This is a genomic window from Kutzneria chonburiensis (genome assembly GCF_028622115.1).
Taxonomy (GTDB): Bacteria; Actinomycetota; Actinomycetes; order Mycobacteriales; family Pseudonocardiaceae; genus Kutzneria; species Kutzneria chonburiensis.
The window spans coordinates 7,364,919-7,390,676 of the sequence record NZ_CP097263.1; the positions used below are offsets into that span (position 1 = coordinate 7,364,919).

Sequence of the window (25,758 nt, forward strand, 5' to 3'; positions counted from 1 at the left end):
TCCGCATGTGCCGAATGGGGTTAGTGCTGGCGGCGTGGGGTCAGGGCGGCGCGGGCGGCCAGGCGAGCGTGCTCGGGGTCGTGGGTGGCCAGCGCTGCCTTGGCTGCCAGCTGGCACTGGTCGAAATGCACCTCGGCCAGGCCCGCGCCGACCCGGTTGAGGGCGCCGGCGTTCATGGACAGGCTGGTCATGCCCAGGCCGACCAGCACCGCCGCCAGATGCGGGTCCGCGGCCGCCTCCCCGCAGACGCCGGCCGGCTTGCCGACCTCGCCGGCCGCCTTGCCGACCAGGGCGATCAGCCGCAGCAGGGCCGGCTGCCACGGGTCGTTGAGCGCGGCCACCGCGCCGACCTGCCGGTCCGCGGCGAAGGTGTACTGGGCCAGGTCGTTGGTGCCGAGGCTGACGAAGTCCACCGCGTCGAAGATCTCGCGGGCGGTCAGCGCGGCCGCCGGCACCTCGATCATCACGCCGGCCTTGGCGATGCCGGCCGCGCGAACCCGTTCGGCGAACCAGGACGCTTCCTCGGCGGTGGCCACCATCGGGGCCATCACCTGCACAAGCGCGCCGGTCTCGGCGGCTGCGGCGGCGATCGCCTCGAGCTGCCGGTCCAGCACGTCGGTCCGGGTGAACGCGACGCGCAGCCCGCGCACGCCCAGCGCCGGGTTGGGCTCCGGCTCCGGCGCGAGGAAGGCCAGCGGCTTGTCCGCGCCGGCGTCCAGCGTGCGGACCGTGACGGGCTTGCCGGCGAACGGCTTGAGCACCGCACTGTAGGCGGCGGTCTGCTCGGCCACACTCGGCTCGTTGGTCGCCGACAGGTAGCAGAACTCGGTGCGGAACAGGCCGACGCCCTCGGCGCCGTTGGTCGCGGCGGCGGTCGCGTCGGCGGCCGAGCCCACGTTGGCCAGCACCTTGATCCGGTTGCCGTCGAAGGTGATGCCCACGCCGTTCCAGTGGAATTCCTTGCCCGCGCCGGCCGCGAGCACCTGGACCTGGCCGGCCGGCACCTCGACCACGCCGGTGTCGCCGTCCACGATCAGGCCGCGGATCTCGCCGAGCGCCAGCAGGCCGGTGGTGGCGACCACGGCCGGAATGCCCAGCGAGCGGGCCAGGATCGCGGTGTGGCTGGTCGGACCGCCCTCTTCCGTGACCAGCGCCAGCACCTTGGTCGGGTCGAGGCCGGCGGTGTCGGCTGGCGCGAGGTCGCGGGCGATCAGCACGGTCGGGCCGGTCAGCGTGGGCACGCCGGGCGGCTCAACGCCCATCAGCTCGGCGACGATGCGGTCGCGCACGTCCCGGATGTCCTTGACCCGCTCGGCCATGTAGCCACCGGCCGCGGCGAGCGCGGCCGCGAAGGTCTCGGCCGCTTCGAACACGGCGCGGGCCGCTGGCAGCGACCTGGCCGTGACGAGCTTCTCGGCCTGGCTGGCCAGCGACGGGTCGGCGGCCATCATCGCGGTCGTCTCCAGCACCGCCTTGGCCTCGCCCGACGCTGCCTCGGCCCGTTCGTTCAGCCGAGCCGCGACCGCCTCGGCCGCCGGCTTGATCCGGGCCGCCTCGGCCGCCGGATCGGCCGGCGCGGGCGTCGCCGCCGGCTCCGGCAGCGGGTCCGCGACCCGTACCACCGGGCCGGAGGCCCGGCCCGCACTCACCCCGACACCCTTGAGTCGCGCGCTCGACATGGTCTAGACCATACCCTCCGTCGAATCCACTTCACCACGGGTCGGGTACGACGCCTGCGCGCCCGGCCGCGTCACCGACACCGCCGCCACCCGGACCGCCCTTCGCGCCGCCGCGACCAGGTCGTCCCCGGCCGCGAGCTGCGTGACCAGCGCCCCGGCGAACGCGTCGCCGGCGCCGGTCGTGTCCACCGCCGTCACCTTCGGCGAGGCCACCTCCGTCGTCCCGTCCCTCTCGATGACCAGCGCCCCGGCACTGCCCAGCGTCACCACCGCCGAGCGCGGGCCAAGGTCCAGCAGCTTGCGCAGGTCCGTCTCGCCGTCCAGCAGCCACTGCGCCTCATGCTCGTTCACCACCAGCGGGTCCAGCGCGGCAAGCGTTTGCGGCGACAGCTCGGCCACCGGCGACAGGTTCAGCACCGCCCTCGTGCCGGCTTCGTGGGCCAGCGCCACCGCTCGTTCGATCGCTTCCAGCGGCACCTCCAGCGAGGCCAGCAACACCTTCGCCCCCGCGATCGCTTCCCGTGCCCCTTCGACCTGCTCGACGTCCACCGCCGAGTTCGCGCCGGGGGAGACGACGATCGTGTTCTCCCCGTCCGGCGTGACCGTGATGTAGGCGGCCCCGGTCGGCCTGTCCGTCGTACGGACCAGGTCCAGGCGCACCCCGGTTCCGCTCATCGAGCCTCGCAGCAGCTCCCCGTGTTGGTCGTCGCCCAGCGCCCCCAGCAGCGCGACCTGCGCTTCCTGCTTCGCCGCCGCCACCGCCGCGTTGGCCCCTTTGCCGCCCGCCGCCAGCACCGTGTCCGAACCCAGCACCGTTTCGCCCGCTCCCGGCCGGCGCTCCACCCGCACCACCACGTCGGCATTGGCCGACCCGATCACCACCACCTCAACAGTCACATCACAACCCTGCCACGTGAGTAGTGCTACGGATCCATTCGGCGAGGTCAGGACTCATCCTTTCGGCATGACCACCTCGGAACCACTGGCCCGGCTGGCCGCCGAGCTGGACTTCATCGGCCGGCGGCTCCAGGTCGTCAGCCAGGAGTTGCAGCACGCCCAGCTCGCCGCGCCGGCCCCAGCGCCGATGCACCAGCCGATGCCGGCACCCATGCCTGTGCCGATGCACCAGCCCATGCCTGTGCCGCCACAGATGGCCCCGCCGCCGCAGGCCGCATGGCCTCAGCCGCAGCCCACCTATGTTCCCCCGCCGCCGCTGCCCGAACGCCTCGGTCGTGAGGGCGCCGGCAGCAAGCTCGTGGCCTGGATCGGCGGCTCCGTCACGCTGCTGGGCATCGTGCTGCTCATGGTGCTGGCCGTGCAGCGCGGCTGGCTCGGACCGGAGCCGCGCGTGCTGGTCGGCGGCGGACTCGGCCTGGCCCTGATCGCCGGCGGCCTGTGGGTACACCGAAACCCGGCCGGCCGCAGCGGCGCGTATGCCCTGGCGGCGACCGGTATTGCCGTCCTCTACCTGGACGTCGCCGCCGCCACCTCGCTGTACGACCTGATGTCTCAGTGGGCCGGGCTGCTCGTCGCGCTGGTCGTCGCCGGCGGCGGACTGCTGCTGTCGGCTCGGTGGAACGCCCAGTTCATCGCCGTGTGGGTGATCATCGGCTGCGCGCTGTGCGACCCGTTCCTGACTCATGGCTTCACGCCGCTACTGGTGTCGTTCCTGGTCGTCCTCCAGATCGGCGCCATGCCCGTGCAGCTGGTGCGGAGCTGGCCGTCGCTGGCGCTGGTCGCCGGCGTGCCGCCGGTGCTGGCCAGCTTGTTGACCACGTCGTTCACCCTGCGTACCGGCGGCGAGCCGCTGCAGACCGCCGGGGCCGCCCTGGCGTCCACGATCGTCGGCGTCACCATCGCCGTGGTGATCACGTTGCGGGACCAGCGTGACCAGTCGTCGCCGGTGATCCTGCTGGCCACCGCCCCCATCGCCGCGCTGGTCGCCGGATTCGCGCTGACCCGGCCCGAGGCCGCGTGGCTGGCGGCGATCGTCGCGGCGCTGATGCTCGTGGTGGTGCTCTGCGACCGTTGGCTGACCGTGCCGGTCACCGTGACCGCCGCCGTGCTGGGGTCGGTCGCCATGGTCGACGCCACCGTGAATGCGCTCAGCGGCCCGACCCAGGCCATCACCCTTCTGGGTGAGTCTTTGGTGCTCGCCTTGGCCGCCGATCTCGCCCGGCACCGGGCCGCGCTGCTCGCCTCGCTGCTGAGCGGCGTGTTCGGCCTGCTCTGGGCCCTGTCCGTGGTGAAGCCGGCGACGCTGGTCGTCTTCCTGTCCGGCGCGAACATGTCCGTCGACGGCATCGCCACCGGCCTGCTCATGACCGGCGTCGCCATCGCGATTCCGCTGGTCGGATACCGGTTGGACGTCATCGGATCGCCGACAAGCAAGGCCGGGCCGTGGATCGTCGCCGGGGTGGTGATGCTCTACGGCGCCGCCGCGACCGTGCTGACCACCGCCCTGCTCATCTCGCCCGACCGCTCCGGGTTCGTGTTCGGACACACCGTCATCACGGTGTCGTGGACCGTGGCCGCCATCGCCCTGCTGCTGCGCGGAATCCGCTCCGCCGCCCTGCGCGCCGTCGGGTTGGTGCTGGTCGGGGCGTCCGTCCTGAAGCTCGTGCTGTTCGACCTGGCCGCGCTGGACGGACTGGCCCGGGTGATCGCCTTCCTCGCCGCCGGCCTGCTACTGCTACTGGCGGGCACGCGATACGCCCGTCTGGTTCAACATGGAGGAGTCATAACGGATGAGTCGCGAGGCGTAACAAATCAGCTGCCGGACTGATACACAGAGGTGTACCGGTCGATTCGTCCGCCGGTGAGGTGCCCTGGCGCCGGTCGCGTAGCCCCCGAGCGACCCGGCACCAGGGCATCTACGTTTCCCGGCCGGGCGGAAACGTTCACCCGTCCCGGGTGCGCGGGTGGCCGGGACCATGGTCAAAATGCTCCCATGCGGCTTGTGACCACCACGCGCTGCCAGCGCCGCCTCGGCGCTCGGCGACTGCGAGCCTTGGTGGCGGCCGGAATCGCGCTGGCGATGCTGACCGCCGGGGTGGTCGCCGAGCAGCCCCTGCAGATCCGGCCCGCGGTCAGCGCCGCCGCCGTGCACGCGCTGGTCGCCGGCGAGAACGGTGAGCTGCGGATCGTCGACGTCGCCGCCGGTCAGGTCACCGCCGTCGTCGACACCGGCGCCCCGGTCACCGGCCTCACCCTCAGCCCCGACGGCCGCACGGCGTTTGTCATCAACGGCTGGGCCGGCACCGTCGCCGTCGTCGACCTCCGCACCGCGTCGATCGTCAAGCGCATTCGGGTCAAAGCCGAGCTCGACTCGGCCGTCGTCCGTCCCGACGGCAAGCGGCTCTACATCTCCGGCACCGCCAACGGTCAGGGCGTGGTGCTCGGTTTCGACACGACCACCAATTCGCTGGCCGCCGTCATCCAGGTCGGCGTCACCCCCACCGGCATCGCCATCACTCCCGACGGCTCGCACCTGTACGTGGTCAACAACCAGGGCGCCAGCATCACCGTGATCGACACCCGGATCGCCACCGTCACCAAGACCGTGCCCGTCGATGTGCTGCCCCAGTACGTCGCCGTCAGTCCCGACGGGGCGTTCACCTACGTCTCGCACACCAGCCGGCTGGCCAACACCAACGGTTCCGTCACCGTTGTCGACAACCGCACCAACCAGGTCGTCGCCCGCATCCCCGTCGGCGTCGGCGCTTGCCAGCTCGCCGTCGGCGGTGACCGGCTCTACGTCATCAACCTCCAGGACGGCACCGTGTCCGTTGTGGACACTTCCTCCCGGCGCATCGTGCAGACCCTCGTGCTCACCGCGCACGGCATCGCCGTGTCCCCTCGGGACCACAGCGTCTATTTCGCCGGTCGTCGTTCCGTCGCCGTTGTCGACGGCGGCACCGGTCAGCTCACGGCCACGATCGACCTCGCCAGCGACAAGGCCGCCGGCGTCATCGCCGTCGCCGGCTGAGCCTCACTGCTGCGGCAGCAACTCCGGCGCCTCGGCCTTCACGGCCGCCAGCACCTGGTGGATCGACGGGTTGACCATCCACGTGCTGCCCACGTTCACCGTCGGCACCGTCTCGTTCCCGTTGGCCGCCGCCCGCACCGCCGCCGCCGCATCCGGGTCCTGCCAGATGTCCAGCTCGCGGTACTTCAGCCCGCTCCGCTTCAGGTTGGCGCGCAGCATGTCGCAGAACGGGCACCCCGGCCGCACGTGCACAAGCACTTCAGTGGTCACGCCAACGCCAACCTCTCCCACGATCCCGATATTCCGGGCCACAACACCCAGCCCACCACGCAGCCCCGCGCCTAGCCCACCACACGCAGCGCAAGCGCGGGCCCCATGCTCGGCCTCCATGGTTGGCCCCCATGCTTGGCCTCGGGCGGCCCAGCCCCGACGCCGGCCCAAGCCCGACTTACCCGTCCCCCGGCCCTCCCGGTCCCAAACCCGACCACCCGGCCCCCCGATCCACCCGGCCCAAGCCGGACCCGCCCGGCCCCACACCCAGCCCGCCGCTCCCTGGGGAGGCCGCCCCGGGTCCATTCTACCGAGCGCAGGTCACGGCCAATGGGAGTGAAGATCCAGGTGTGGATAACTCGTTGCCGGTCGGCAAGCGTCCAGATGATCACGATCCAGCGGCGTCGGTGCACCACCGTTGTCCGGGACGCGAACATCAGCCCCGCCGTCGTTGTACCGTTCCCCCTAGGACAGGCGCCGGTAAACACCGTTAATGGGTGGTCAGCGGTGTTTGCAACACGATGGGGTGAACTATGACGGAGACCACGCGACGTGATCGGCCCCGGGCCGACACCGAGCGAGAGATCCGCCAGCAGGCGCGCAGGCTACTGGTGGAGCAGGGCCGCGAGGCCGTCACGCTGCGGGCGATCGCCCGCGAGCTGGGCATCACCGCGCCGGCGCTGTACCGGTACTACGACTCGCGCGAGGACCTGCTGCGCCGCGTGATCGACGACATCTGCGGCGACCTGGCCGCGGAGCTGACCGCCGACCTCACCCGGGTCGACGAGCACGACGCGATCGGCGGCGTGCTGGCGGCCTGCCGCGGCTTCCGCCGCTGGGCGCTCAACCACCCGCAGGAGTTCACGCTGGTCTTCGCCTCGCCCGACGACTCGGCCCACTGCGAGGTCGACGAGGCGACCGGCGAGCTGATGCGCCGGCCCAAGGACCAGTTCGGCCGGATCTTCCTGAACATGGCCGGCAAGCTGCTGGCCACGCACAGGCTGCTGGTGCCGGACGAGGAGAACGTCCCCGACGAGCTGCGCACCGACCTGGTCGCCTTCCGCAGCCACCTGCTCTCCCAGATCGAGCAGGAGGGCATCCAGCTGCCGGAGGAGGCCCTCAACCTCTCCGTGGTCTACACCATGCTGCAGTTCTGGGTCCGCCTGTACGGCCAGGTGGCGCTGGAGGTCTTCGGCCGCTTCCCGTTCGCGGTGTCCAACGCGGAGCCGCTGTTCGAGTCCATGCTCACGGAGCTGTTCGAGGACATCGGCCTGACCAACTGATCGGGGGTCCTCCGAGGAGGACCCCGATCAGCGTCACGCCACGATGTTGACCAGACGGCCCGGCACCACGATGACCTTGCGCGGCTCCTTGCCGCCCAGCAGCTCGGCCACCTTGGCGTCGGCCAGCGCCAGCGCCTTGACCTGCTCCTGGCCGGCGTCGGCGGCCACCGTCACGCGGGCCTTGACCTTGCCGTTGACCTGGATCGGGTACTCGACGGTGTCGGCGACCAGGTAGCGCTCCTCGGCGACCGGGAACGGACCGTGGGCCAGCGACTCATCGTGGCCCAGCCGCTGCCACAGCTCCTCGGCGATGTGCGGGCACAGCGGCGCCAGCATCAGCACCAGCGACTCGGCCACCGACCGCGGCGTGGAGCCGGCCTTGGTCAGGAAGTTGTTCAGCTCGATCAGCTTCGCGCCGGCCGTGTTGTAGCGCATCTCCGCGTAGTCCTCGCGGACGCCGGCGATGGCCTTGTGCAGCGCCCGCAGCGTGTCCTCGTCCGGCTCGACGTCGGTGACCCGCAGCTGCCCGGTCTCCTCGTCGACCAGGTTGCGCCACAGCCGCTGCAGGAAACGCTGCGCGCCGACGACGTCCTTGGTCGCCCACGGCCGCGAGACCTCCATCGGCCCCATGGACATCTCGTACAGCCGGAAGGTGTCGGCCCCGTAGGTGTCGCACATCTCGTCCGGGGTGACGACGTTCTTCAGGCTCTTGCCCATCTTGCCGTACTCGCGGTTGACCTCTTCGTCGTTCCAGAAGTACTTGCCGTCCCGCTCGACGACCTCGTCGGCCGGCACGTACACGCCGCGCGCGTCGGTGTAGGCGTAGGCCTGGATGTAGCCCTGGTTGAACAGGCGGCGGTACGGCTCGTCCGAGCTGACCTCGCCCAGGTCGAACAGGACCTTCTGCCAGAACCGGGAGTACAGCAGGTGCAGCACGGCGTGCTCGACGCCGCCGATGTACAGGTCGACGCCGCCCGGGTCGGTGGAGCCGTGGATCTCCGGGCGCGGGCCCAGCCAGTACTTCTCGTTGACCGCGTCGACGAAGCGCTCGCTGTTGTCCGGGTCCACGTACCGCAGCTGGTACCAGCAGGAACCGGCCCAGTTGGGCATGGTGTTGGCGTCGCGGCGGTACATCTTGGGCCCGTCGCCCAGGTCCAGCTCGACGTTGATCCAGTCGGTGGCCCGGGACAGCGGCGGCGACGGCTCGGTGTCGGGGTCGTCCGGGTCGAAGGTCCGCGGCGAGTAGTCGTCCACCTCGGGCAGCTCGACCGGCAGCTGGTCGACGGGGATGTCATGGGCGACACCGTGCTCGTCGTAGACGATCGGGAACGGCTCGCCCCAGTAGCGCTGCCGGGAGAACAGCCAGTCGCGCAGCTTGTACTGCACGGTGCCCTCGCCGGCGCCCTGCTCGGTCAGCCACTCGATGATCGTCTTCTTGGCCTCGACGACGTCCATGCCGTCCAGGAACCCGGAATTGACGGCCGGCCCGTCGCCGGTGAAAGCCTTGCCCTCGAAGCCTTCCGTCGGCTGCACGGTGCGGATGATCGGCAGCCCGAACACCTCGGCGAAGTCCCAGTCGCGGGTGTCCTGGCCGGGCACGGCCATGATCGCGCCGGTGCCGTAGCCCATCAGCACGTAGTCGGCCACGAACACCGGGACCTTGGCCCCGTTGACAGGGTTGACCGCGTACGAGCCGGTGAAGACGCCGGTCTTGTCCTTGTTCTCCTGACGGTCCAGATCGGACTTCCGGGACGCCGCCAGCCGGTACGCCGCAACGGCTTCCGCCGGCGTCGCCGCGTCAGCGGTCCAGCGACCGTCCACATCGGACGGCCACTCGGCGGTGGTCAGCGAGTCGACCAGCGGGTGCTCGGGAGCCAGCACCAGATAGGTGGCGCCGAACAGGGTGTCGGGCCGGGTGGTGAAGACCTCGATCGACTCCGAGCCGGCGGCGAAACGCACCCTGGCGCCGTAGGAACGGCCGATCCAGTTGCGCTGCATGGACTTGACCTTCTCCGGCCAGTCCAGCCGCTCCAGGTCGTCGACCAGCCGGTCGGCGTAGGCGGTGATGCGCATCATCCACTGGCGCAGGTTGCGCCGAAACACCGGGAAGTTGCCGCGCTCGCTGCGGCCGTCCGCGGTGACCTCCTCATTGGACAGCACGGTGCCCAGGCCCGGGCACCAGTTCACCGGCGCCTCGGACAGGTAGGCCAGCCGCCGCGAGTCGATCTTCGCCCGGCGCTCGTCGGCCGACAGCGTGGCCCAGGACGGGTCCTTGGCGTACTCGGCCTCCAGCTCGGCGATCGGCCGGGCCCGACCGGCCGACTCGTCGTACCAGGAGTTGTAGATGCGCAGGAAGATCCACTGCGTCCAGCGGTAGTACTCCGGGTCGATGGTCGAGATCCGGCGCCGCTCGTCGTGACCAAGGCCCACCCGGCGGATCTGCCGCAGGTAGGTGGCGATGTTGTCCTCGGTCGTCTTGCGCGGATGCTGGCCGGTGGCGACGGCGTACTGCTCGGCCGGCAGGCCGAAGGCGTCGAAGCCCATGGTGTGCAGCACGTTGCGGCCGTTCATCCGGTGGAACCGGGCGAACACGTCGGTGCCGATGAAGCCCAGGGGGTGGCCGACGTGCAGGCCCGCGCCCGACGGGTACGGGAACATGTCCTGCACGAACATCTTGTCGGCGGGCAGCGGCGCGTCGCTGCTCAGCGGGCCGACCGGGTTGGGCGCGTGGAAGGTTCCGCGCTCGTCCCAGTAGTGCTGCCAGCGACGCTCGAACTCGCCGGCCAGTTCGGCGGTGTAGCGGTGGGCCGGCGCCGCCTCGGCGGTCTGCTCGGTCATCGGAAGATCCCTCTCGTCGTACCTGCCCCTGACAACACAAAACCCTCCAGCCCCATACGGGCATGGAGGGCTAGCCGCGCCGACCGCTTCGTCAGGAGGTCAACGCGGCTAAATAAGGAGCAGGCGGACCGTGCTCATGGGCCGAGTTTAGCGCACACTCTTTAGGTCATGCGCTGGGTTTGGATCGGCCTGGTTCTGTCGGTGGCGGCCTGCACCGCGACGCCCCCGCCACCCTCTTCCCGCCCCCTCCGCGACCACCAATGCCGTGGTCGCGCCGGTGCCGATGGGCGACTGGCAGACGTTCAACCGGACCAATCAGCGCGACGGCGCGCAGCCCGATCTCGCGCCCGTGAGCACCCTGTCCCTGGCCTGGCACACCAAGCTGGACGGCGCGGTGTACGGCCAGCCGTTGATCGTCGGCGCGCTGGTCCTGGCCGCCACCCAGAGCGACACCGTCTACGCGCTGGACGCGGTCACCGGCAAGATCAGATGGCAGACCCACTTAGGCACCCCCATGCCCCGCAAGGGCCTGCCCTGCGGCGATATCGATCCGGTCGGCATCATCGGCACGATGGCCTACGACCGGTTCACCGGCCGGGTGTTCGCGGTGGCCGAGACCGCGGGCGGCAGCCATACGCTGGTCGGCCTGGATCTGGACACCGGCACCGTCGAGGTGCGGGCCAACGTGGATGCGCCGAAGGGCGACACCACCGCCTACCTCCAAGCCGGCGCGCTGACGGTGGCTGACGGCCGGGTCTTCATCCCCTACGGCGGGCTGGCCGGCGACTGCGGCAACTACGTGGGCACGGTCCTGTCGATAAGAACCGACGGCACCGACGCCCACAGCTACACGGTGCCGACCCGGCGCAAGGGCGGCTTCGACGGCCCGGCCGGCGGCGTGCAGGACAACTCGCGGCTGCTCTACGCGGCCGCCGGCGGTGCGTCGACCGGCGGCGAGTACGACGACAGCGACTCCGTGCTGGCGCTGGCCACCGAGAAGCTGAACCGGATCGACATCTTCACGCCGCCGACCTGGGGCGAGGACAACGGCCACCATTTTGACCTCGGTGCCACCAGCCCCGCGATGATCGGCTCACACGTGGCCGTGACGGGCATTCGCGGCATCACCTACGTGCTGGACCAGTCCGACCTGTCGCACGTGACGTCACAGCTGAACACCTGCCCGTCCCAAGGCGCGCCGGCCGCGCTGGACAACCTGCTGGTCATCCCATGCGCCAACGGCGGCCCAAAGGCGTTCATCGCCGACAACGCCGGGCAGCTGACCCCGCGCTGGGCCGCCGCGGTCACCGCGACCGGTTCACCGACCGTCAGCTTCGACTCGGTCTGGGTCGTCGATCCCGCCGGCGGCATCCTCTACGCCCTGGACATCGGCAAGGGCACGGTGCGGGGCCAGGTGCAGATCGGCCCCGCACCGGACTACGCCTCGGCGTCGCTGTCCAAGGACCACGCGTACGTGGGCGTGATGGACGGCGTCTCAGCCGTAGCCGGCGCCTAGCGCACGGCCAGCGCGATCACCTGGGTGATCTGGCTGGGGTTGAAGTTGTTGTCGCTGACCAGCAGCAGCGTCCGCTCCCCACTCGGCAGCGTCGGCCCCCAGGTGATGCCCTCGATGTTGTCCACCTTGGGCAGGCCGAGGGTGTCCAGGTCGACCAGCAGCTTCTTGCTCACCGGCTTGATCTTCTTGCCGGCGATCGAGGCCACGTCCTTGATGTTGGTCGCGCCCCTGGTGTCGATCTCGTAGACCCGGACCTTGTTGCCGACGCCGGTGACGAAGGCCCGCTCCACCATCAGGTAGCGGGTCGGATCGATCGGGTCGTAGGCCACCATGCTGGACACGCCGTTGGTGTCGTTGGCGCTGGGCGACGGCGCGAACAGCGGGTCGATCGGGTACGCGTACTGGGCCAGCACCGGGCCGAAACGGCTCTGCACGGTGATCCGGGTCAGCGCCCCGGACGTGGCGGTCGGGTTCGCGCCGTCCTGGAGCAGCGGGTCCTCCAGCTCACTGACCAGCAGCGTGCCGGCGGCCGCGTAGGTGATGCCCTCCAGCGTCTGGTTCTGCCGTGGGCCGACGTTGTCGGTGCTCATCCGCTCGTCGACCGGCAGCGGGTACTGGCCGACGTAGCTGCCGTCCGGCCGGACCTGGCGGATCGACGGGTCGAGCAACACGGGCTGCGGGCTCAGGATCCGCTCGCCCTCCTGGCTCCACGTGATGTTCCCGGTCCACGGGTCGACCCGCAGCTCCTCCGGGTCCACGGTGCCGTCCCGGTCGCAGTCCTCACGGGAGGCGGTGCACGGGGTGGCGGTCCAGTCCTTGATCGTCGGATACGTCTTGCCGTCGGGACGCAGGAACGGGTGCGTCCCGGTGAAGTCGACGGAGTGGATGCCGGCGGCGTCCACGTCGATCTTGGCCGTGTAGAACCGGGCCGGATTGATCGCCGACCGGTCGTCACTGATCAGCACGTACTGGCCGGTGCGGGGATCACGGTCGATGGCCGACAGACCGCCGACGGTCGTGCCCTGGAACGGCAAGTTGAGCGGCACGATCTGCTCGCCGAGCAGGCGAACCCGTGACGGGCTCGCGGCGGCCGCCCCCGCGGTCAGCCCGGTCGCCAGCAGGGCCACCGCGGCGATGGTGAAGCTGCGTCTGAACATGGCGTGCAGCACATACGACCGGGGTGAAGTCCTGGTGGCCATCGAATAACGCCTACCCTCCACGGTGTGAACCTCGCAGTCACGACGGTATCGGTGGTTGTCCTGATCGTCGGCTTGTCCTTCGGCGTGGTCGGCGCGCTCGGCCTGCGCGGCGCGCTGCGCCGCAACCGGTTCTTCGGCGTGCGCACGGAAGCGGCGATGCGCAGCGACGAGGCCTTCACCCTGGCCAACCGCGTGTCCGGGCTGCCGACCGTGGTCGCGGGCGTCGTCGGCATCCTCGGCGCGGCCACCTCGCTGGCCCTGCTGTCGATCGTGCCGCTGGCCGTCGGCGTCGTCGGCATGCTGGCGATCGTGGTCGCCGGCGCCGCCACCGGCACGAAGGCCGCCGACGCCCTGCCGGAACCGGAGCCGACGCTACCGGCGGGCTGCGCCGGCTGTGCCTGCGGTGGCTGCAGCCTGGTCAAACGCTGACCGCGGCCTGCCCGAAAGATCAGTTCCGCAGCACGTCGCCGGGATGGCTGGCCTGGAGCGCCAGCGGCATGCCCTGGCGGCGCAGCACCCGTCCCCACAGGTCGACGCCCGGCGGCGTGAGCACGTCACCGGGCAGCCCGGCCACCACGAACCAGTCGCCGCGCTCGATCTCCCCGCCCAGCTGGTCGACGTCCCATCCGGCGTAGCCGGCGAACACCCTTAACCCGCGCACCTTCGAGACCAGGGTCTCCGGGTCGGAGTCGAGGTCGACCATGGCCACCGGGCCACGCACGGCGATCACGCCGTCGGTGCTGCCGACGTCCTCGCCCGTGTTCAAGGCGGCCAAGCACAGCGCGGTCTTCTGCTCCACCGGGCCGCCCACGAACACCGCCTGCGGCCGGCTGACGTACGGACCCCAGGCCGGCAGCACGTCGTGCACGGCAACCTCGCTCGGCCGGTTCAGCACCACGCCGAGCGTGCCCGCGCCCCGGTGGTCGATCACGTAGACCACGGTGCGGCGGAAGTTGGAGTCGAGCAGCTTCGGCGAGGCCACCAGCAGTGAACCTGGCTCGACGTCGCGGTCGGGGCGCACGCCGTCATGATCCCACTAAGCGGGAGCTGGATATCGGGTACCGCGCCGATCTCCGCAACGTAGTCTGCTGCCGTGGTCGCGGACGGACACGCCGTGCGCAGAATGCTGGCTGATCCGGGGTTCCGGCGGCTGCTGTTCTGCCGGCTCGCCTCGCAGTGGGCCGACGGCCTTTTCCAGGCCGGGTTGGCCGGCGCGGTGCTGTTCAACCCCGAGCGCCAGGCCGATCCGCTGGCCATCGCCGGCGGTTTCGCGGTGATCCTGGTGCCGTACTCGGTGGTCGGCCCGTTCGCCGGCGCGCTGCTGGACCGGTGGGACCGGCGGCGGCTGCTGATCGTGGCGAACTTCCTTCGGGTGATTCTGGTCGTGCTGGCCGCCGCCGCGGACGGTTTCGGCTTGAGCAACGGCCCGCTGTACGCCGCCGCGCTGCTGGTGATGGGCACGAGCCGGTTCATCGGCGCGGGTCTGTCGGCGGCGCTGCCGCACGTGGTCGAGCCACGGGATCTGGTCACCGGTAACTCGATGGTGGCCACATTGGCTTCCGCGGCGGCGGCGATCGGCGGCGCGACGGCGTTCGGGCTGCGCAACGTGCTCGGCGCCGGCAACGTCGGTTCCGCCCAGGTGACGGCCGTGGCGATCGTCGGCGCGCTGGTGTCGGCGCTGTTCGCGGCCCAGTTTGCCGCCGGTGTGCTTGGTCCGGACGAGGTGGACGAGCCGAGCGAGGCGTTCGTCGCGGTGGCCAAGGGCATGATCGACGGCGGCCGAGCCGCACTCCGTGTGCCGAGCGTCGCCGCCGGCTTCATCGCGCTGGCCGCGCACCGCATCGCCTACGGCGCGTCCCTGCTGGTCATCGTGCTGTTGATGAAGTACACGCTGCACAGTCACGGGATGCTCCGCGCCGGCGCGGGCGGGCTGACCGAAGCCGTCGCCGCCGGTGCCGCCGGGCTGGTTCTGGCCGGCTTCTTCACACCGGGACTGGTCCGCCGATTCGGCCGGCCAACGGTGGTCAGCGCCGGGTTGGTCGTTGCCTTCATCGGTCTGACGGCGTTCGGTCTGCCGATGACCGTGCCGTCACTGCTGGCCGCGGCGTTCGTCGTCACGTTCTGCGGGCAGACCGTGAAGCTGAACGTGGACGCGGCCATCCAGCGCGACGTGGCCGACCAGTCTCGCGGCCGGGTGTTCGCGGTGTCCGACACGGTGTTCAACGCGGCCATGGTGGTCGGCGTGGCCGTGGTCGCCACGATCGTGCCGACCAACGGCCAGTCGCCGGGCGTGGTGATCGGCACCGCCGCGGTGTACCTGATCGGCCTGCTCGGCTACGTCCTGGTGCTCCGCGCCCACCCCAACAGCCCGCGTTGACGTTTCACATGAAACATCACTCCGGGACGTCGACGCCCTGCTCCCGGGCCCAGGCGAACAGCTCGGCCACCGCCTCGTCGTGCTCGAGTGGCCCGCGGTCCAGCCGCAGGTCCTTGAGGAACGTCCAGGCCTTGCCGACGATCGGACCCGGCGGCACGTTCAGCAGCCGCATGATCTCGTTGCCGTCCAGATCCGGCCGCACCCGGGCGAGGTCCTCCTCGGCGGCGATGCGGGCGATCCGCTCTTCCAGCTCGTCGTAGGTCCGCTGGAGCAGCTGGGCCTTGCGCTTGTTGCGGGTCGTGCAGTCGGCCCGCACCAGCTTGTGCAACCGGGACAGCAGCGGGCCGGCGTCGGTGACGTAGCGGCGGACCGCCGAGTCGGTCCACTCGCCCTTGCCGTAGCCGTGGAAGCGCAGGTGCAGGAACACCAGCTGGGAGACGTCGGTGATGATCTCCTTGCTGTACTTCAGCTCCCGCAACCGCTTGCGCACCATCTTCGCGCCGACCACCTCGTGGTGGTGGAAGCTGACGCCGCCGCCCTCCTCGAACCGCCGGGTCGCCGGCTTGCCGATGTCGTGCAGCAGGGCGGCCAGCCGCAGGATCAGGTCCGGCCCGTCCTCCTCCTGGGCGATCGCCTGGTCCAGCACGACCAGCGAGTGCTGGTAGACGTCCTTGTGCTGGTGGTGCTCGTCGATCTCCAGCCGCATCGCCGGCAGCTCCGGCAGCACGTGCGCGGCCAACCCCGTGGTCACCAGCAGCTCGATGCCCAGGTTCGGGTACGCCCCGCAGAGCAGCTTGGACAGCTCGGTCTGCACCCGCTCCACGGTGATACGGGTGATCTCGCCGGCCATCGACGTCATGGCCTCGACCACACGCGGCGCCGGCGTGAAACCCAGCTGGCTGACGAAGCGGGCGGCCCGCAGCATGCGCAGCGGGTCGTCGGCGAAGGACTCCTGCGGGGTGGCCGGCGTGTCCAGCACCTTGTCGGCCAGCGCCTGCGTGCCGCCGTACGGGTCGACGAAGCGCCGTTCGCTGAGCTCGACCGCCATCGCGTTGACGGTGAAGTCGCGGCGCAGCAGATCGGCCTCGATGGAGTCGCCGAACGTCACCTCGGGGTTGCGGCTGACCCGGTCGTAGCTGTCGGCCCGGAAGGTGGTGACCTCCAGCTGGTGGCCGTCCTTGGCCAGGCCGACGGTGCCGTAGGCGATGCCGGTCTCCCAGACCGCGTCGGCCCAGGACCGGACCAGTGACAGCACCTGCTGCGGGCGGGCGTCGGTGGTGAAGTCGAGGTCGTTGCCCGGCCGGCCGAGCATCGCGTCCCGCACCGGGCCGCCGACCAGGTACAGCCGGTGACCGGCCTCGGCGAAGCGGGCGGCCAGCTCCTCGGTCACCGGGGCGAGACGCAGCAGTTCCACCACGGCATTCTCACGCACGGAGTCGGACAGGGCGGGGGATTTCGAACCGGGCACGGCAAGGCAGCGTATCGGTAGCGCACGCCGGTGTCGGAGCGCGATCGCCCTGCAACGGCCAGCACACGGGGCTGACCACTACCATCGCGTGCATGTCCCCGTCGACCGGTCGTTCCGGCGGAACCAAGCCGGGGCGCCGCAACCGGCGCCGGGGCCGACGGCTGCGGACCGTCGACGAGACCTCGGCCGGCGGCCTGGTGCTCGACGAGGCGCACGCCGCCGCTGCGATCATTGGCCGGCTGGACCGACGGGGCCGGCTGCTGTGGTCGCTGCCCAAGGGACACATCGAGGCCGGTGAGACCGCCGAGCAGACCGCCATCCGGGAGGTCAGCGAGGAGACCGGCATCGACAGCAAGGTCCTGCGCACCCTCGGCACGATCGACTACTGGTTCGTGGCCGAGGACCGCCGGGTGCACAAGACGGTCCACCACTTCCTGCTCGAAGCGGTGGGCGGAGAACTATCGGACGAGGACGTGGAGGTCACCGAGGTGGCATGGGTGCCGCTGGGCGAGCTGGACGACTTGCTCGCCTACGCCGACGAGCGCCGCCTGGTGCGGCTGGCGCTCGACCTGCTCTCCGACGGGTCAGCCGCCGGCGAGCGTTCCGGGGCGGAGTCGGCGTGAGGAAGCTGCTGGCCGCGGTGGCGGCCGCCGGCATCGCGACGCTGACGCTGGCCCCGTCGAATGCCACCGCACAGGAGTCCGACCAGCAGAACCGCATCAAGATCGATATCACCCAGGTGACACCCGAGCCGGTGACATCGAGCCAGCCGGACGCGATCACGGTCAGCGGCACGCTGACCAACGTCGGCGACCGCCGGGTGTCCAATGCCGAGGTGCGCCTCGAGCGCGGGGACCGGTTGGACGAGAACGGGCTGCGCACCGCCCTGTCCAAGCCCAAGGCTGGTGTGAAGTTCAGCAACTTCCAGCCCGCCGCCCCGTCGCTGACGCCCGGCCAGTCGGTGAGCTTCACCATCAACGTGACCCTGCACGGCCGCAGCGCCAACAGCCTCGAGGTCGACACGCCCGGCGTGTACCCGCTGCTGGTCAACGTGAACGGCGTGCCGGACTTCGGCGGGCTGGCCAAGATCGGCCAGGCCACCACCGTACTGCCGGTGCTGTCGCTGCCCGGCGGCGAGGCCATGGGCAAGCCGAACACGCCGGCCAAGGTCAGCGTGCTGTGGCCGCTGTCCGACCGGCCTCACCTGGTCACCGCCGACACCGCCGGCAACGCCGTGCTGACCGACGACGACCTGGCCGGTGAGCTGGCCGCGGGCGGTCGGCTGGACGGGCTGCTGGCCGCGTACGAGCAGGCCCCGTTCGGGCTGACCCAGGCCATCTGCCTGGCCGTCGACCCCGACCTGGTCACGACCGTGCAGTCGATGGCCGCCGGCTACCGCGTGCAGACGCCGGGCGGCCCGGTCGCCGGCAAGGGGCAGGCCGCCGCCCACGCCTGGCTGGACCGCCTCAAGCAGGACGTGCCGGGCCGGTGCGTGTTCGCGCTGCCCGGGGCCGACGCCGACCTGAACGCGCTGGCCCGCGCCGGCGCGACCTCGCTCGTGCAGTACGCGCTGGCCGACAACGTGCTGAAGCAGGCGCTGGGCATTGCCGCGCTGACCGGCATGACCTGGCCGATCGACGGCCAGCTGGACCCGAAGACGCTGGCCGCGTTCACCGATAATTCGCAGCAGACGCTGGACAGCGACCTGCTCAAGGGGGCCAAGGTCAGCACCGTGCTGCTGTCCGCGGCGACCGTGCCGGGCACCGATCCGACGCAGCTCGGCGACAAGGGCCCCCGGGTCATTCGCCTCGACGACCTGGTCACGGCCGCACTGGCCAACGGCCCGGCGGCCGCGCTGTCGGCGATGCTGCTGCACACCAGCTCGGCGGCGCCGATCGTCGTCGCCCCGCCGCACCAGTGGGCCGCGTCCAAGGCGGACGCGTCGTCGCTGCTCAACGGCGTGTCGACCATGGTCGACCAGCAGTACCTGACGCCAGCCGGGCTGCCCACGCTGGCGTCCGGCCCGACGCCGACGGCCAAGGTGGCTCCCGGCTACTCGGCCCAGGGCGCGGAGCTGTCCGAGTTCGCCACGCACAACGTGGCCGAGGCGACCTCTCACGCGTGGGATCTCTACAACTCCATGCAGCAGGAGACGACCTCGACCTTCACGCCCGAGCAGCAGATGTCGCCCACCTTCGACGCCCTGCTGCGGGCCTCCTCCGGCGCCTGGCGCGGCAACGACGCCGGTGCCGCGACGGCGCTGTCGGTGCCGGCCGGCATGTTGAGCGACATCGTGGGCCACGTCCGCATCGAGCAGCCACGCAGCCCGATCACGCTGGCTTCCGAGGACAGCCCGCTGCCGGTACGCCTGGTCAACGACCTGCGGGTCCGGGTCAAGGTGGCGGTGAAGCTGCAACCGCTGAGCGGGGTCAGCGCCGCGCCGACCTACCAGTGGATCTCCGCCGGCCTGCCCCGTGACGTGCTGCTCAACTCGTCGGTGGCGCGCAGCGGCCGGTTCACCGTGACCGCGTCGCTGTCCACCACCTCGGGCGAGACCGTGCTGGGCGGCCCGGCGCGCATCGAGCTGTCGTCGACCGCGTTCGGCACGGTCAACCTGGTGATCACCGGCATCGCCGCCGCGGCGTTGTTCGGCCTGTCCGGACGCCGTATCTACCGCCGGATCACCGCGTCCCGCAAGCGCAAGGCGCAACCGCCGGCCGAGGCCACCGCCGAGGTCACCGAGCCGGCCCACGCGCCCGTGCACGAGAAGCTGACCGCCGGCGTGCCCGGCGACGAGAGGTCGAGCGAGAGTTGAGCGAGCCGGCGACGATCGTCATCCGAGCGGCGGACCTACAGGGAGAGGAAACCCCGTCGCTGGCCAAGGCGAGCGGTTCGATGGCCGTCGCCACGCTGATCAGCCGGGTCACCGGCTTCGGCTGGCGGCTGGCGCTGACCGTGCTGCTGGGCATCACCGCCACCCAGGACGCCTACAACGCGGCCAACAACTTCCCGAACATGATCTACGAGCTGTTCGTCGGGAACGTGCTGACCAGCGTGATGATCCCGGTCCTGATCAAGGCCAGGCACGACGACGAGGACAAGGGCGTCGCGTACACCCAGCGCCTGGTCACCATGGGCACCGTCCTGCTGCTCGCGGTGACCGTGCTGGCGGTGGCCTGCGCGCCGCTGCTGACCAAGGTGTTCGTCGACGACTCGACCGGCCAGTCCCGGCCCGAGGTGGTCACCGCGTTCGGCTACCTGGTGCTGCCGGAGATCCTGTTCTACGGGGTCAGCGCCCTGTTCTGCGCGATCCTCAACGCGCAGAACATCTTCAAGGCGCCGGCCTGGGCCCCGGTGGCCAACAACGTGATCATGTTCGGCACGCTGGCCGCGTACGTGATCGTGCCCGGCGACCGCGACCTGAACCCGTTCCACTTCACCGACGCCAAGTTCCTGGTGCTGGGCATCGGCAGCTCGGTCGGCGTGGCCGCGCAGGCCCTGGTGCTGGTGCCGGCGTTGCTGCGCAGCGGTTTCAAGCTGCGCTGGCGGTGGGGCTGGGACAAGCGGATCAGCCAGTTCGGTGGGCTGATGGGCTGGGCCTTCGGCTACGTGCTGGTCAGCCAGGTGACGGTGTGGGCGACGACTCGGGTGGCCACCGGCGCGGCCGGCGGCGGGCTGTCGATCTACCTCCAGTCGTGGAACCTGCTCCAGGTGCCCTACGGCGTGCTGGGCGTGTCGTTGCTCACCGCGATCATGCCGAAGATGAGCCAGGCCGCCGCCGAGGGCGATGTGCCCGGGGTGCTGGACTACCTGTCCCAGGGCAGCCGGCTGACCGCCGTGATGCTGGTGCCGATCAGCGCGCTGATGACCGTGCTCGGGCCGGCCATGGGCGTGGCCCTGTTCTCGCTGAAGTCCTCCGAGTCCTCGGGTGCCTTCGAGCTCGGCTTGGGCGTGACGGCATCGGCCTTCCTGCTGCTGCCCTACGCGGTCACCCTGCTCCAGCTCCGGGTCTTCTATGCGTTCAACGACTCGCGCACGCCGACCGTGCTGCGGCTCCTGATGGTGGTCTTCCAGGTCCCGCTGACCTTCGCGTGTCCGTTCGTGTTGCCGCCCGAGGACGTGGTCTACGGCATCGCCTGCGTGAACGGACTCACCTACGCCATCGGCATGGTCATGGGGGAGCTGTGGCTGCGCCGCCGGTTCGGCAAGCTCGGCAGCCGCCGGGTGGTGAAGACCTACGTCAAGACCGGGGTCAGCTCGGTCTGGGGCGCGGCCGCCGCCCTGGCCGTGGCCCTGGTGGTTACCCGATACATTCCCGGGGGTATCCACCGCGCGGGCGGTGCCTGGTTGACCCTGGTCGGCGGCGGACTGCTCGGCCTGGCGTGCGCATTCGGCATGATGACGTTGCTGAGGGTGCGCGAACTACAGCCGGCGCTGAGTCGAATCACCCGATTCGTGCGGCGGACCTGAGGGTTCACCCGGGGCCTGACCGACCGGTTTCACGTACCCTCGACCCCGAGCGGGACGGGAGAAGCACGCGGTGAGCACCTGGCCGACCGAGATGGCCCCGCCCGGCAGAGACAATGCCGGGCCGCCCAGCCATGCCCTCCTGCCGGGCGGCATGGTCGGTGACGGCCGCTATCGGCTGCTCAGCTACTCCGGCACGGACGCCCGCTGCAACGCGCAGCTGTGGCGAGCCCGCGACGGTCAGCTGGGCCGCGACGTCGCCCTGACCGTGTTGCTCGGCAATCAGGCTGACGCGCGCGCGGCCGCAAGGGTTCGACGGACCATCGAGCGAGCCATGCACGCCGCCAGCTACGCGCACCCCGGTGTGTCCCGGATCCTGGACGTGCTCAGCCCGGCCAACGGCATCGCGCCGCGGGAGCAGATCCTCGGCATCGTCGTCGCCGAGTGGACCAACGGCACCGACCTGATCGACCTCATCGCCGACGGGCCGCTACCCGCCGCCACCGCATCTCGGCTGCTGGAGCCGCTGGCCGCGGCCGTCGAAGGCGCGCACCACGCCGGCCTCGTGCTGGGCACCGAGCACCCGCAGCGGATCCGCGTCACCCCCGAAGGCCAGCTGCGGCTGGCCTTCCCCGGGCCGCGGGCCGAAGCGACGTCCCGTGACGACGTGAAGGGCCTCGGCGCGATCCTGTACCTGCTGCTCACCGGTCGCTGGGCGCTGCCCGGCGGTCCCGAGGGACTGCCGGCCGCGCCGGTCGGCCCCAACGGCAGCGTCGTCGCGCCACGCAGCCTGCACCCGATGGTCCCGCACTCGCTGTCCACGGTGGCCGTGCGCAGCCTGGAGGACACCAGCGTCGGCGGCATCCGCACCGGCGCCGCGATCCTGGCCGTGCTGGACGAGATCGCCGAGGCCGAAGCCGAGACCGGGCTCATCCCGGTGGTGGCCGACGAGCCCGACGACGACGTCGTCTGGACGACCCAGCGGCCGGTCAAGGACTCCCGGCGCACCCGCAAGCTGGTCATCGGCGTCAGCGCGCTGGCCGTGGCCACGCTGCTGGTGCTGGGCTGGATCGCCATGCAGGTGGTCGGCTTCTTCAACGAGAACAACACCAAGGGCGACGGCGGGCCGCCGCTGGTGATCAGCCAGGTGGTGCCGACCAGCGACACCAAGCAGTCGGTCAACAACGCCCCGACCGCCACCTCCGGCCCGGTCAAGCCGGCCGGTGTCACCGTGTTCAACGTGGCCAGCGACCCGGACAGCCCCAGCAAGGGCGGCCTGGCCGTTGACGGCGACGTCAACACGTCCTGGCGGACCGACAAGTACCTGAACAACTTCCCGGCGCTCAAGCCCGGCATCGGCCTGATGGCGACGTTCAGCACGCCGGTGAAGCTGGCCCAGGTCGTGATCACCTCGCCGAGCGCCAACACCAAGATCGAGATCCGCACCGCGGCCAGCGGCACGCCCCAGCTCCAGCAGACCCTGGTCGTCGGGTCCGGGGTGCTGGGCGCGGGCGACACGATCATCCCGGTGAAGATGGCGACGCCGAGCGATCGCATCGTCGTATGGATCACCAGCATGAGCCCGAGCGGCAAGCTGTGGGCTTCACAGCTGTCCGAAGTGAAGTTCATCGGAGCCAAGTAGGGCCGTCCGATGATCACCTGTTCGGCCGCGTCAAGGGGCCCGAACGCAGGACCGATATCCTCAGCACGTGACCGCAGCCGCCAGCTCGGACGCCGACCTGATAGCGGCTCATGCCGCCGGCGATCCGCATGCTTTCGGGGAGTTGGTCAGGCGACATCGGGACCGGATGTGGGCGGTGGCCGTACGCACCCTTCGCGACCCGGACGAGGCGGCTGACGCGCTCCAAGAGGCATTCATCTCCGCGTTCCGCGCCGCCGGCTCGTTCCGGGCCGAGGCGCAGGTGACCACCTGGCTGCACCGCATCGTGGTGAACGCCTGCCTCGACCGGATCCGCCGGCGCAAACCGACGGTGCCGCTGCCCGAGGAGGGCGCGCAGGAGCCCAGCGTGCCCCGCGACGCGGTGTCGGAGCTCCAGACCCGGATGGTCGTCCAGGAGGCGTTGCACGTGCTGCCCGACGAGCAGCGCGTGCCGATCGTCATGGTCGACGTCGAGGGATACTCCGTCGCGGAGACCGCGAAGCTGCTCGGCATCGCCGAGGGCACCGTGAAAAGCCGCTGCGCCCGGGGCCGGACGAAGCTGGCGAAACTTCTCGGGCACCTGCGGAACCCAAGTGCAGATGCGAACGTCCCAGGTAGTGCACAGGGTTCGCACTCGCAACGCCACTGGGAGGGCCGATGAACGGGGATTCGCCCCACGGCGAGCAGCCGTGGTCCGTTGACCTGCTCGCCGACCTGCACGCGGACGGCGGCGACCGGTCCCGGCTCGACGCCGACGCCTTGGCCGTGCTGGCCGCCCTGGACGCCACCCAGGCCGAGCTGTCGGCGCTGCCGCCGATGCGTATGCCCGACCACGTCGCCGCTCGCCTGGACGCCGCGCTGGCCGCCGAGGCCGCCGCCCGTAGCGGTCCCGTCTCCGTCACGCCGATGCCGCCGGCTACCGGTCCCGTGCCGCCCCTGACCGGCGCCGTGCCGCCGCCCGTGCCCCTGCGGCCGGCCGTGGCGCCGCAGCAGCCCTCCGGCCCGATGGCGCCGGTGGTCGACCTGGCCGCCGCCCGTCGTCGCCGCAATCGCTTGCTGGGCATCGCCGGCGGCGTGGTCACCGCCGCGGCCGTGGCGATCGGCATCGTGGCCGTCACGCTGCCCGGCACCGTCACCACCGGCACCCCGCAGGCCATTCCCAACACCAGCATCCAGACCGACCCGCAGAACACCGGTCCGGTGGCCCTGCGCAGCGACGAGCTGCCCGGGGCCGGCCTCAAAGCCGTTGGGGCGCACGACTACGGCCCGTTCACGGATACCGCCAAACTCAGCGCCTGCCTGGCCGCCAACGGCCTTGACGGCAAGACCAAGCCGATCTTCGGCCGGCGGGCCACCATCGACGGCAAACCGGCCGTGATGTTCCTGCTCCCGACCGGTCAGGCCGTCCGCTACCAGCTGCTGGTCGTCGGCAACGACTGCGCCGCCGGCAACCCGGCGACCTTCGCCAACACGACCATCGGCGGGCGCTAGACGGGGCGACGGCCGGCCTGGTGCCGGCCGTCACTCTCCGGTGTGGAATGCCGGACACCTACCATCGCGTTCAACACAGTGTCTGGCGAGCGCGATACGGAGGTCGTGTCAGTGGCGGCGGAATCAGAAGTCCGGAACCTGATCATCGTCGGGTCCGGCCCCGCGGGCTACACCGCGGCGGTGTACGCGGCCAGGGCGCAGTTGGAGCCGCTGGTGTTCGAGGGCACCCAGTTCGGCGGCGCCCTGATGACCACGACCGAGGTGGAGAACTACCCCGGCTTCCGCGACGGCATCATGGGCCCCGAGCTCATGGAGCAGATGCGCGCGCAGGCCGAACGCTTCGGCGCCGAGCTGCGCACCGAGGACGTCGAGCAGGTCGAGCTGACCGGCGAGATCAAGTACGTCACCGCCAACGGCGTCCGCCACGCCGCCCGCGCGGTGGTGCTGGCCATGGGTGCGGCCGCTCGCTACCTGGACATCCCCGGCGAGCAGAAGCTGCTCGGCCGTGGCGTGTCGGCCTGTGCCACCTGTGACGGCTTCTTCTTCCGCGACCAGGACATCGCGGTGGTCGGCGGCGGCGACTCGGCGATGGAGGAGGCCACCTTCCTCACCCGCTTCGCCCGCAGCGTCACGGTCATCCACCGGCGCGAGGAGTTCCGCGCCTCCCGGATCATGCTGGAGCGGGCCCGGGCCAACGACAAGATCAAGTGGGTGCTGAACACCGAGGTGCTCGAGGTGCTCGGCGACACCACGGTCAGCGGCGTCAAGGTCCGCGACACCCGCACCGGCGAGGAGTCCGAGCTCGCCGTGACCGGCCTGTTCATGGCGATCGGCCACGACCCGCGCAGCGCGCTGGTCAAGGGCCAGGTCGACCTGGACGAGGACGGCTACGTGCAGGTACTGGCGCCGTCCACCTACACCAAGCTCGACGGTGTGTTCGCGGCCGGCGACCTGGTCGACCACACCTACCGGCAGGCGATCACCGCCTCCGGCTCGGGTTGCGCCGCGGCCATCGACGCTGAACGCTGGCTGGCCGAGCACGCCGACGCCGGGGCCGAACCCGAGGCGACCGCCGTCCCCGTCAACTGACGTCCCCCCTTCACACCCCCGTAGGAGATCACCATGGCCGGCAACACCGTCACCGTCACGGACAAGTCCTTCGACCAGGACGTCCTCAAGAGCGACAAGCCGGTGCTCGTCGACTTCTGGGCGACGTGGTGCGGCCCGTGCAAGATGGTCGCGCCGGTGCTGGAGGAGATCGCCGGCGAGCACGCCGACAAGCTGACCGTGGCCAAGCTCGACATCGACGCCAACCCGGACATCGCCCGCAAGTACCAGATCATGTCGGTGCCGACCATGATGCTGTTCCAGGGCGGCGAGCCGGTGAAGCAGATCGTCGGCGCCAAGCCGAAGGCCGCGATGCTGGCGGAGCTCTCCCAGGTGCTGTGACACGCCGCGAGGCAACCCTTTCGAGTGGCCCGTGCGTCTTACCCTTCGACGCACGGGCCGCCGCTCGTCTTGG

General features: G+C 70.9%; 21 protein-coding genes. 14 read left to right on the forward strand and 7 right to left on the reverse strand.

Annotated elements, in window-relative coordinates:
- Positions 1-20: 20 nt before the first annotated feature.
- Both ptsP and M3Q35_RS33865 read right to left on the reverse strand, forming a co-directional pair.
- Positions 21-1,679 (reverse strand): phosphoenolpyruvate--protein phosphotransferase, encoded by a 1,659-nt coding sequence (gene ptsP / locus M3Q35_RS33860; RefSeq protein WP_273936597.1) that lies wholly within the window; start codon positions 1,677-1,679, stop codon positions 21-23.
- A gap of 3 nt (positions 1,680-1,682) precedes the next feature.
- Positions 1,683-2,576, reverse strand: coding sequence for a ribokinase (locus M3Q35_RS33865; RefSeq protein WP_273936598.1), 894 nt, complete (start codon positions 2,574-2,576; stop codon positions 1,683-1,685).
- Positions 2,577-2,643: 67 nt separating this feature from the next.
- On the opposite strand from M3Q35_RS33865, the gene M3Q35_RS33870 reads away from it, so the two are divergent.
- Both M3Q35_RS33870 and M3Q35_RS33875 read left to right on the forward strand, forming a co-directional pair.
- Positions 2,644-4,464 (forward strand): DUF2339 domain-containing protein, encoded by a 1,821-nt coding sequence (locus M3Q35_RS33870; protein ID WP_273936599.1) that lies wholly within the window; start codon positions 2,644-2,646, stop codon positions 4,462-4,464.
- Between the two features lie 165 nt (positions 4,465-4,629).
- Positions 4,630-5,667, forward strand: coding sequence for a cytochrome D1 domain-containing protein (locus M3Q35_RS33875; RefSeq protein ID WP_273936600.1), 1,038 nt, complete (start codon positions 4,630-4,632; stop codon positions 5,665-5,667).
- Positions 5,668-5,670: 3 nt separating this feature from the next.
- Here M3Q35_RS33875 and M3Q35_RS33880 read toward each other — a convergent pair whose 3' ends face one another.
- The gene (locus M3Q35_RS33880) at positions 5,671-5,937 is read right to left on the reverse strand and encodes a glutaredoxin domain-containing protein (RefSeq protein WP_273936601.1); all 267 of its coding nucleotides are present in this window, start codon (positions 5,935-5,937) and stop codon (positions 5,671-5,673) included.
- A 533-nt stretch (positions 5,938-6,470) separates the two neighbouring features.
- Here M3Q35_RS33880 and M3Q35_RS33885 point away from each other — a divergent pair.
- Positions 6,471-7,220 carry a TetR/AcrR family transcriptional regulator gene (locus tag M3Q35_RS33885; RefSeq protein WP_273936603.1) on the forward strand — a complete coding sequence of 250 codons (750 nt, stop codon included), beginning with the start codon at positions 6,471-6,473 and terminating at the stop codon, positions 7,218-7,220.
- Positions 7,221-7,253: 33 nt separating this feature from the next.
- Here the strand turns inward: M3Q35_RS33885 and leuS are convergent, their stop codons facing one another.
- A complete protein-coding gene (gene leuS, locus M3Q35_RS33890; protein ID WP_273936604.1) occupies positions 7,254-10,058 on the reverse strand; it encodes a leucine--tRNA ligase in 2,805 nt (934 codons plus the stop codon).
- 265 nt (positions 10,059-10,323) lie between these two features.
- Between leuS and M3Q35_RS33895 the strand changes: the two genes are divergently transcribed.
- Complete coding sequence (locus M3Q35_RS33895; RefSeq protein WP_273936605.1) at positions 10,324-11,574, forward strand: outer membrane protein assembly factor BamB family protein; 1,251 nt, start codon at positions 10,324-10,326, stop codon at positions 11,572-11,574.
- On the opposite strand, the gene M3Q35_RS33900 is transcribed toward M3Q35_RS33895, so the two are convergent.
- The gene (locus M3Q35_RS33900) at positions 11,571-12,731 is read right to left on the reverse strand and encodes an esterase-like activity of phytase family protein (protein ID WP_273936606.1); all 1,161 of its coding nucleotides are present in this window, start codon (positions 12,729-12,731) and stop codon (positions 11,571-11,573) included. The two genes, M3Q35_RS33895 and M3Q35_RS33900, sit on opposite strands and share 4 nt — an antisense overlap.
- Before the next feature lie 66 nt (positions 12,732-12,797).
- Between M3Q35_RS33900 and M3Q35_RS33905 the strand changes: the two genes are divergently transcribed.
- On the forward strand, positions 12,798-13,202 hold the full coding sequence (locus tag M3Q35_RS33905) for an SdpI family protein (protein WP_273936607.1): 405 nt from the start codon (positions 12,798-12,800) through the stop codon (positions 13,200-13,202).
- 19 nt (positions 13,203-13,221) lie between these two features.
- Here M3Q35_RS33905 and M3Q35_RS33910 read toward each other — a convergent pair whose 3' ends face one another.
- Positions 13,222-13,794 carry a YqgE/AlgH family protein gene (locus M3Q35_RS33910; protein ID WP_273936608.1) on the reverse strand — a complete coding sequence of 191 codons (573 nt, stop codon included), beginning with the start codon at positions 13,792-13,794 and terminating at the stop codon, positions 13,222-13,224.
- A 72-nt stretch (positions 13,795-13,866) separates the two neighbouring features.
- Here M3Q35_RS33910 and M3Q35_RS33915 point away from each other — a divergent pair, with 72 nt between their 5' ends.
- Positions 13,867-15,150 (forward strand): MFS transporter, encoded by a 1,284-nt coding sequence (locus M3Q35_RS33915; RefSeq protein ID WP_337960501.1) that lies wholly within the window; start codon positions 13,867-13,869, stop codon positions 15,148-15,150.
- A gap of 16 nt (positions 15,151-15,166) precedes the next feature.
- Here M3Q35_RS33915 and M3Q35_RS33920 read toward each other — a convergent pair whose 3' ends face one another.
- Complete coding sequence (locus tag M3Q35_RS33920; RefSeq protein ID WP_379794393.1) at positions 15,167-16,618, reverse strand: CCA tRNA nucleotidyltransferase; 1,452 nt, start codon at positions 16,616-16,618, stop codon at positions 15,167-15,169.
- Positions 16,619-16,710: 92 nt separating this feature from the next.
- Between M3Q35_RS33920 and M3Q35_RS33925 the strand changes: the two genes are divergently transcribed.
- From M3Q35_RS33925 to trxA, 8 genes are all read left to right on the forward strand, one after another.
- Complete coding sequence (locus M3Q35_RS33925; protein WP_273936609.1) at positions 16,711-17,241, forward strand: NUDIX hydrolase; 531 nt, start codon at positions 16,711-16,713, stop codon at positions 17,239-17,241.
- Positions 17,238-19,433 carry a DUF6049 family protein gene (locus tag M3Q35_RS33930; RefSeq protein WP_273936610.1) on the forward strand — a complete coding sequence of 732 codons (2,196 nt, stop codon included), beginning with the start codon at positions 17,238-17,240 and terminating at the stop codon, positions 19,431-19,433. Before M3Q35_RS33925 ends, M3Q35_RS33930 begins: the two co-directional genes overlap by 4 nt.
- Complete coding sequence (gene murJ, locus M3Q35_RS33935) at positions 19,430-21,088, forward strand: murein biosynthesis integral membrane protein MurJ (protein ID WP_273936611.1); 1,659 nt, start codon at positions 19,430-19,432, stop codon at positions 21,086-21,088. Before M3Q35_RS33930 ends, murJ begins: the two co-directional genes overlap by 4 nt.
- A gap of 70 nt (positions 21,089-21,158) precedes the next feature.
- A complete protein-coding gene (locus M3Q35_RS33940) occupies positions 21,159-22,727 on the forward strand; it encodes a protein kinase family protein (protein WP_337960502.1) in 1,569 nt (522 codons plus the stop codon).
- Between the two features lie 67 nt (positions 22,728-22,794).
- Positions 22,795-23,406: an RNA polymerase sigma factor SigM gene (sigM, locus tag M3Q35_RS33945; RefSeq protein ID WP_273936612.1), complete on the forward strand. Its 612-nt coding sequence runs from the start codon at positions 22,795-22,797 to the stop codon at positions 23,404-23,406.
- On the forward strand, positions 23,403-24,236 hold the full coding sequence (locus tag M3Q35_RS33950) for a hypothetical protein (RefSeq protein WP_273936613.1): 834 nt from the start codon (positions 23,403-23,405) through the stop codon (positions 24,234-24,236). The genes sigM and M3Q35_RS33950 overlap by 4 nt, the downstream gene beginning before the upstream one ends.
- A gap of 111 nt (positions 24,237-24,347) precedes the next feature.
- Positions 24,348-25,325: a thioredoxin-disulfide reductase gene (gene trxB / locus M3Q35_RS33955; RefSeq protein ID WP_273936614.1), complete on the forward strand. Its 978-nt coding sequence runs from the start codon at positions 24,348-24,350 to the stop codon at positions 25,323-25,325.
- Between the two features lie 33 nt (positions 25,326-25,358).
- Positions 25,359-25,685, forward strand: a complete 327-nt coding sequence (gene trxA / locus M3Q35_RS33960) for a thioredoxin (protein WP_273936615.1) — start codon at positions 25,359-25,361, stop codon at positions 25,683-25,685.
- The last annotated feature ends 73 nt before the right edge of the window (positions 25,686-25,758 follow it).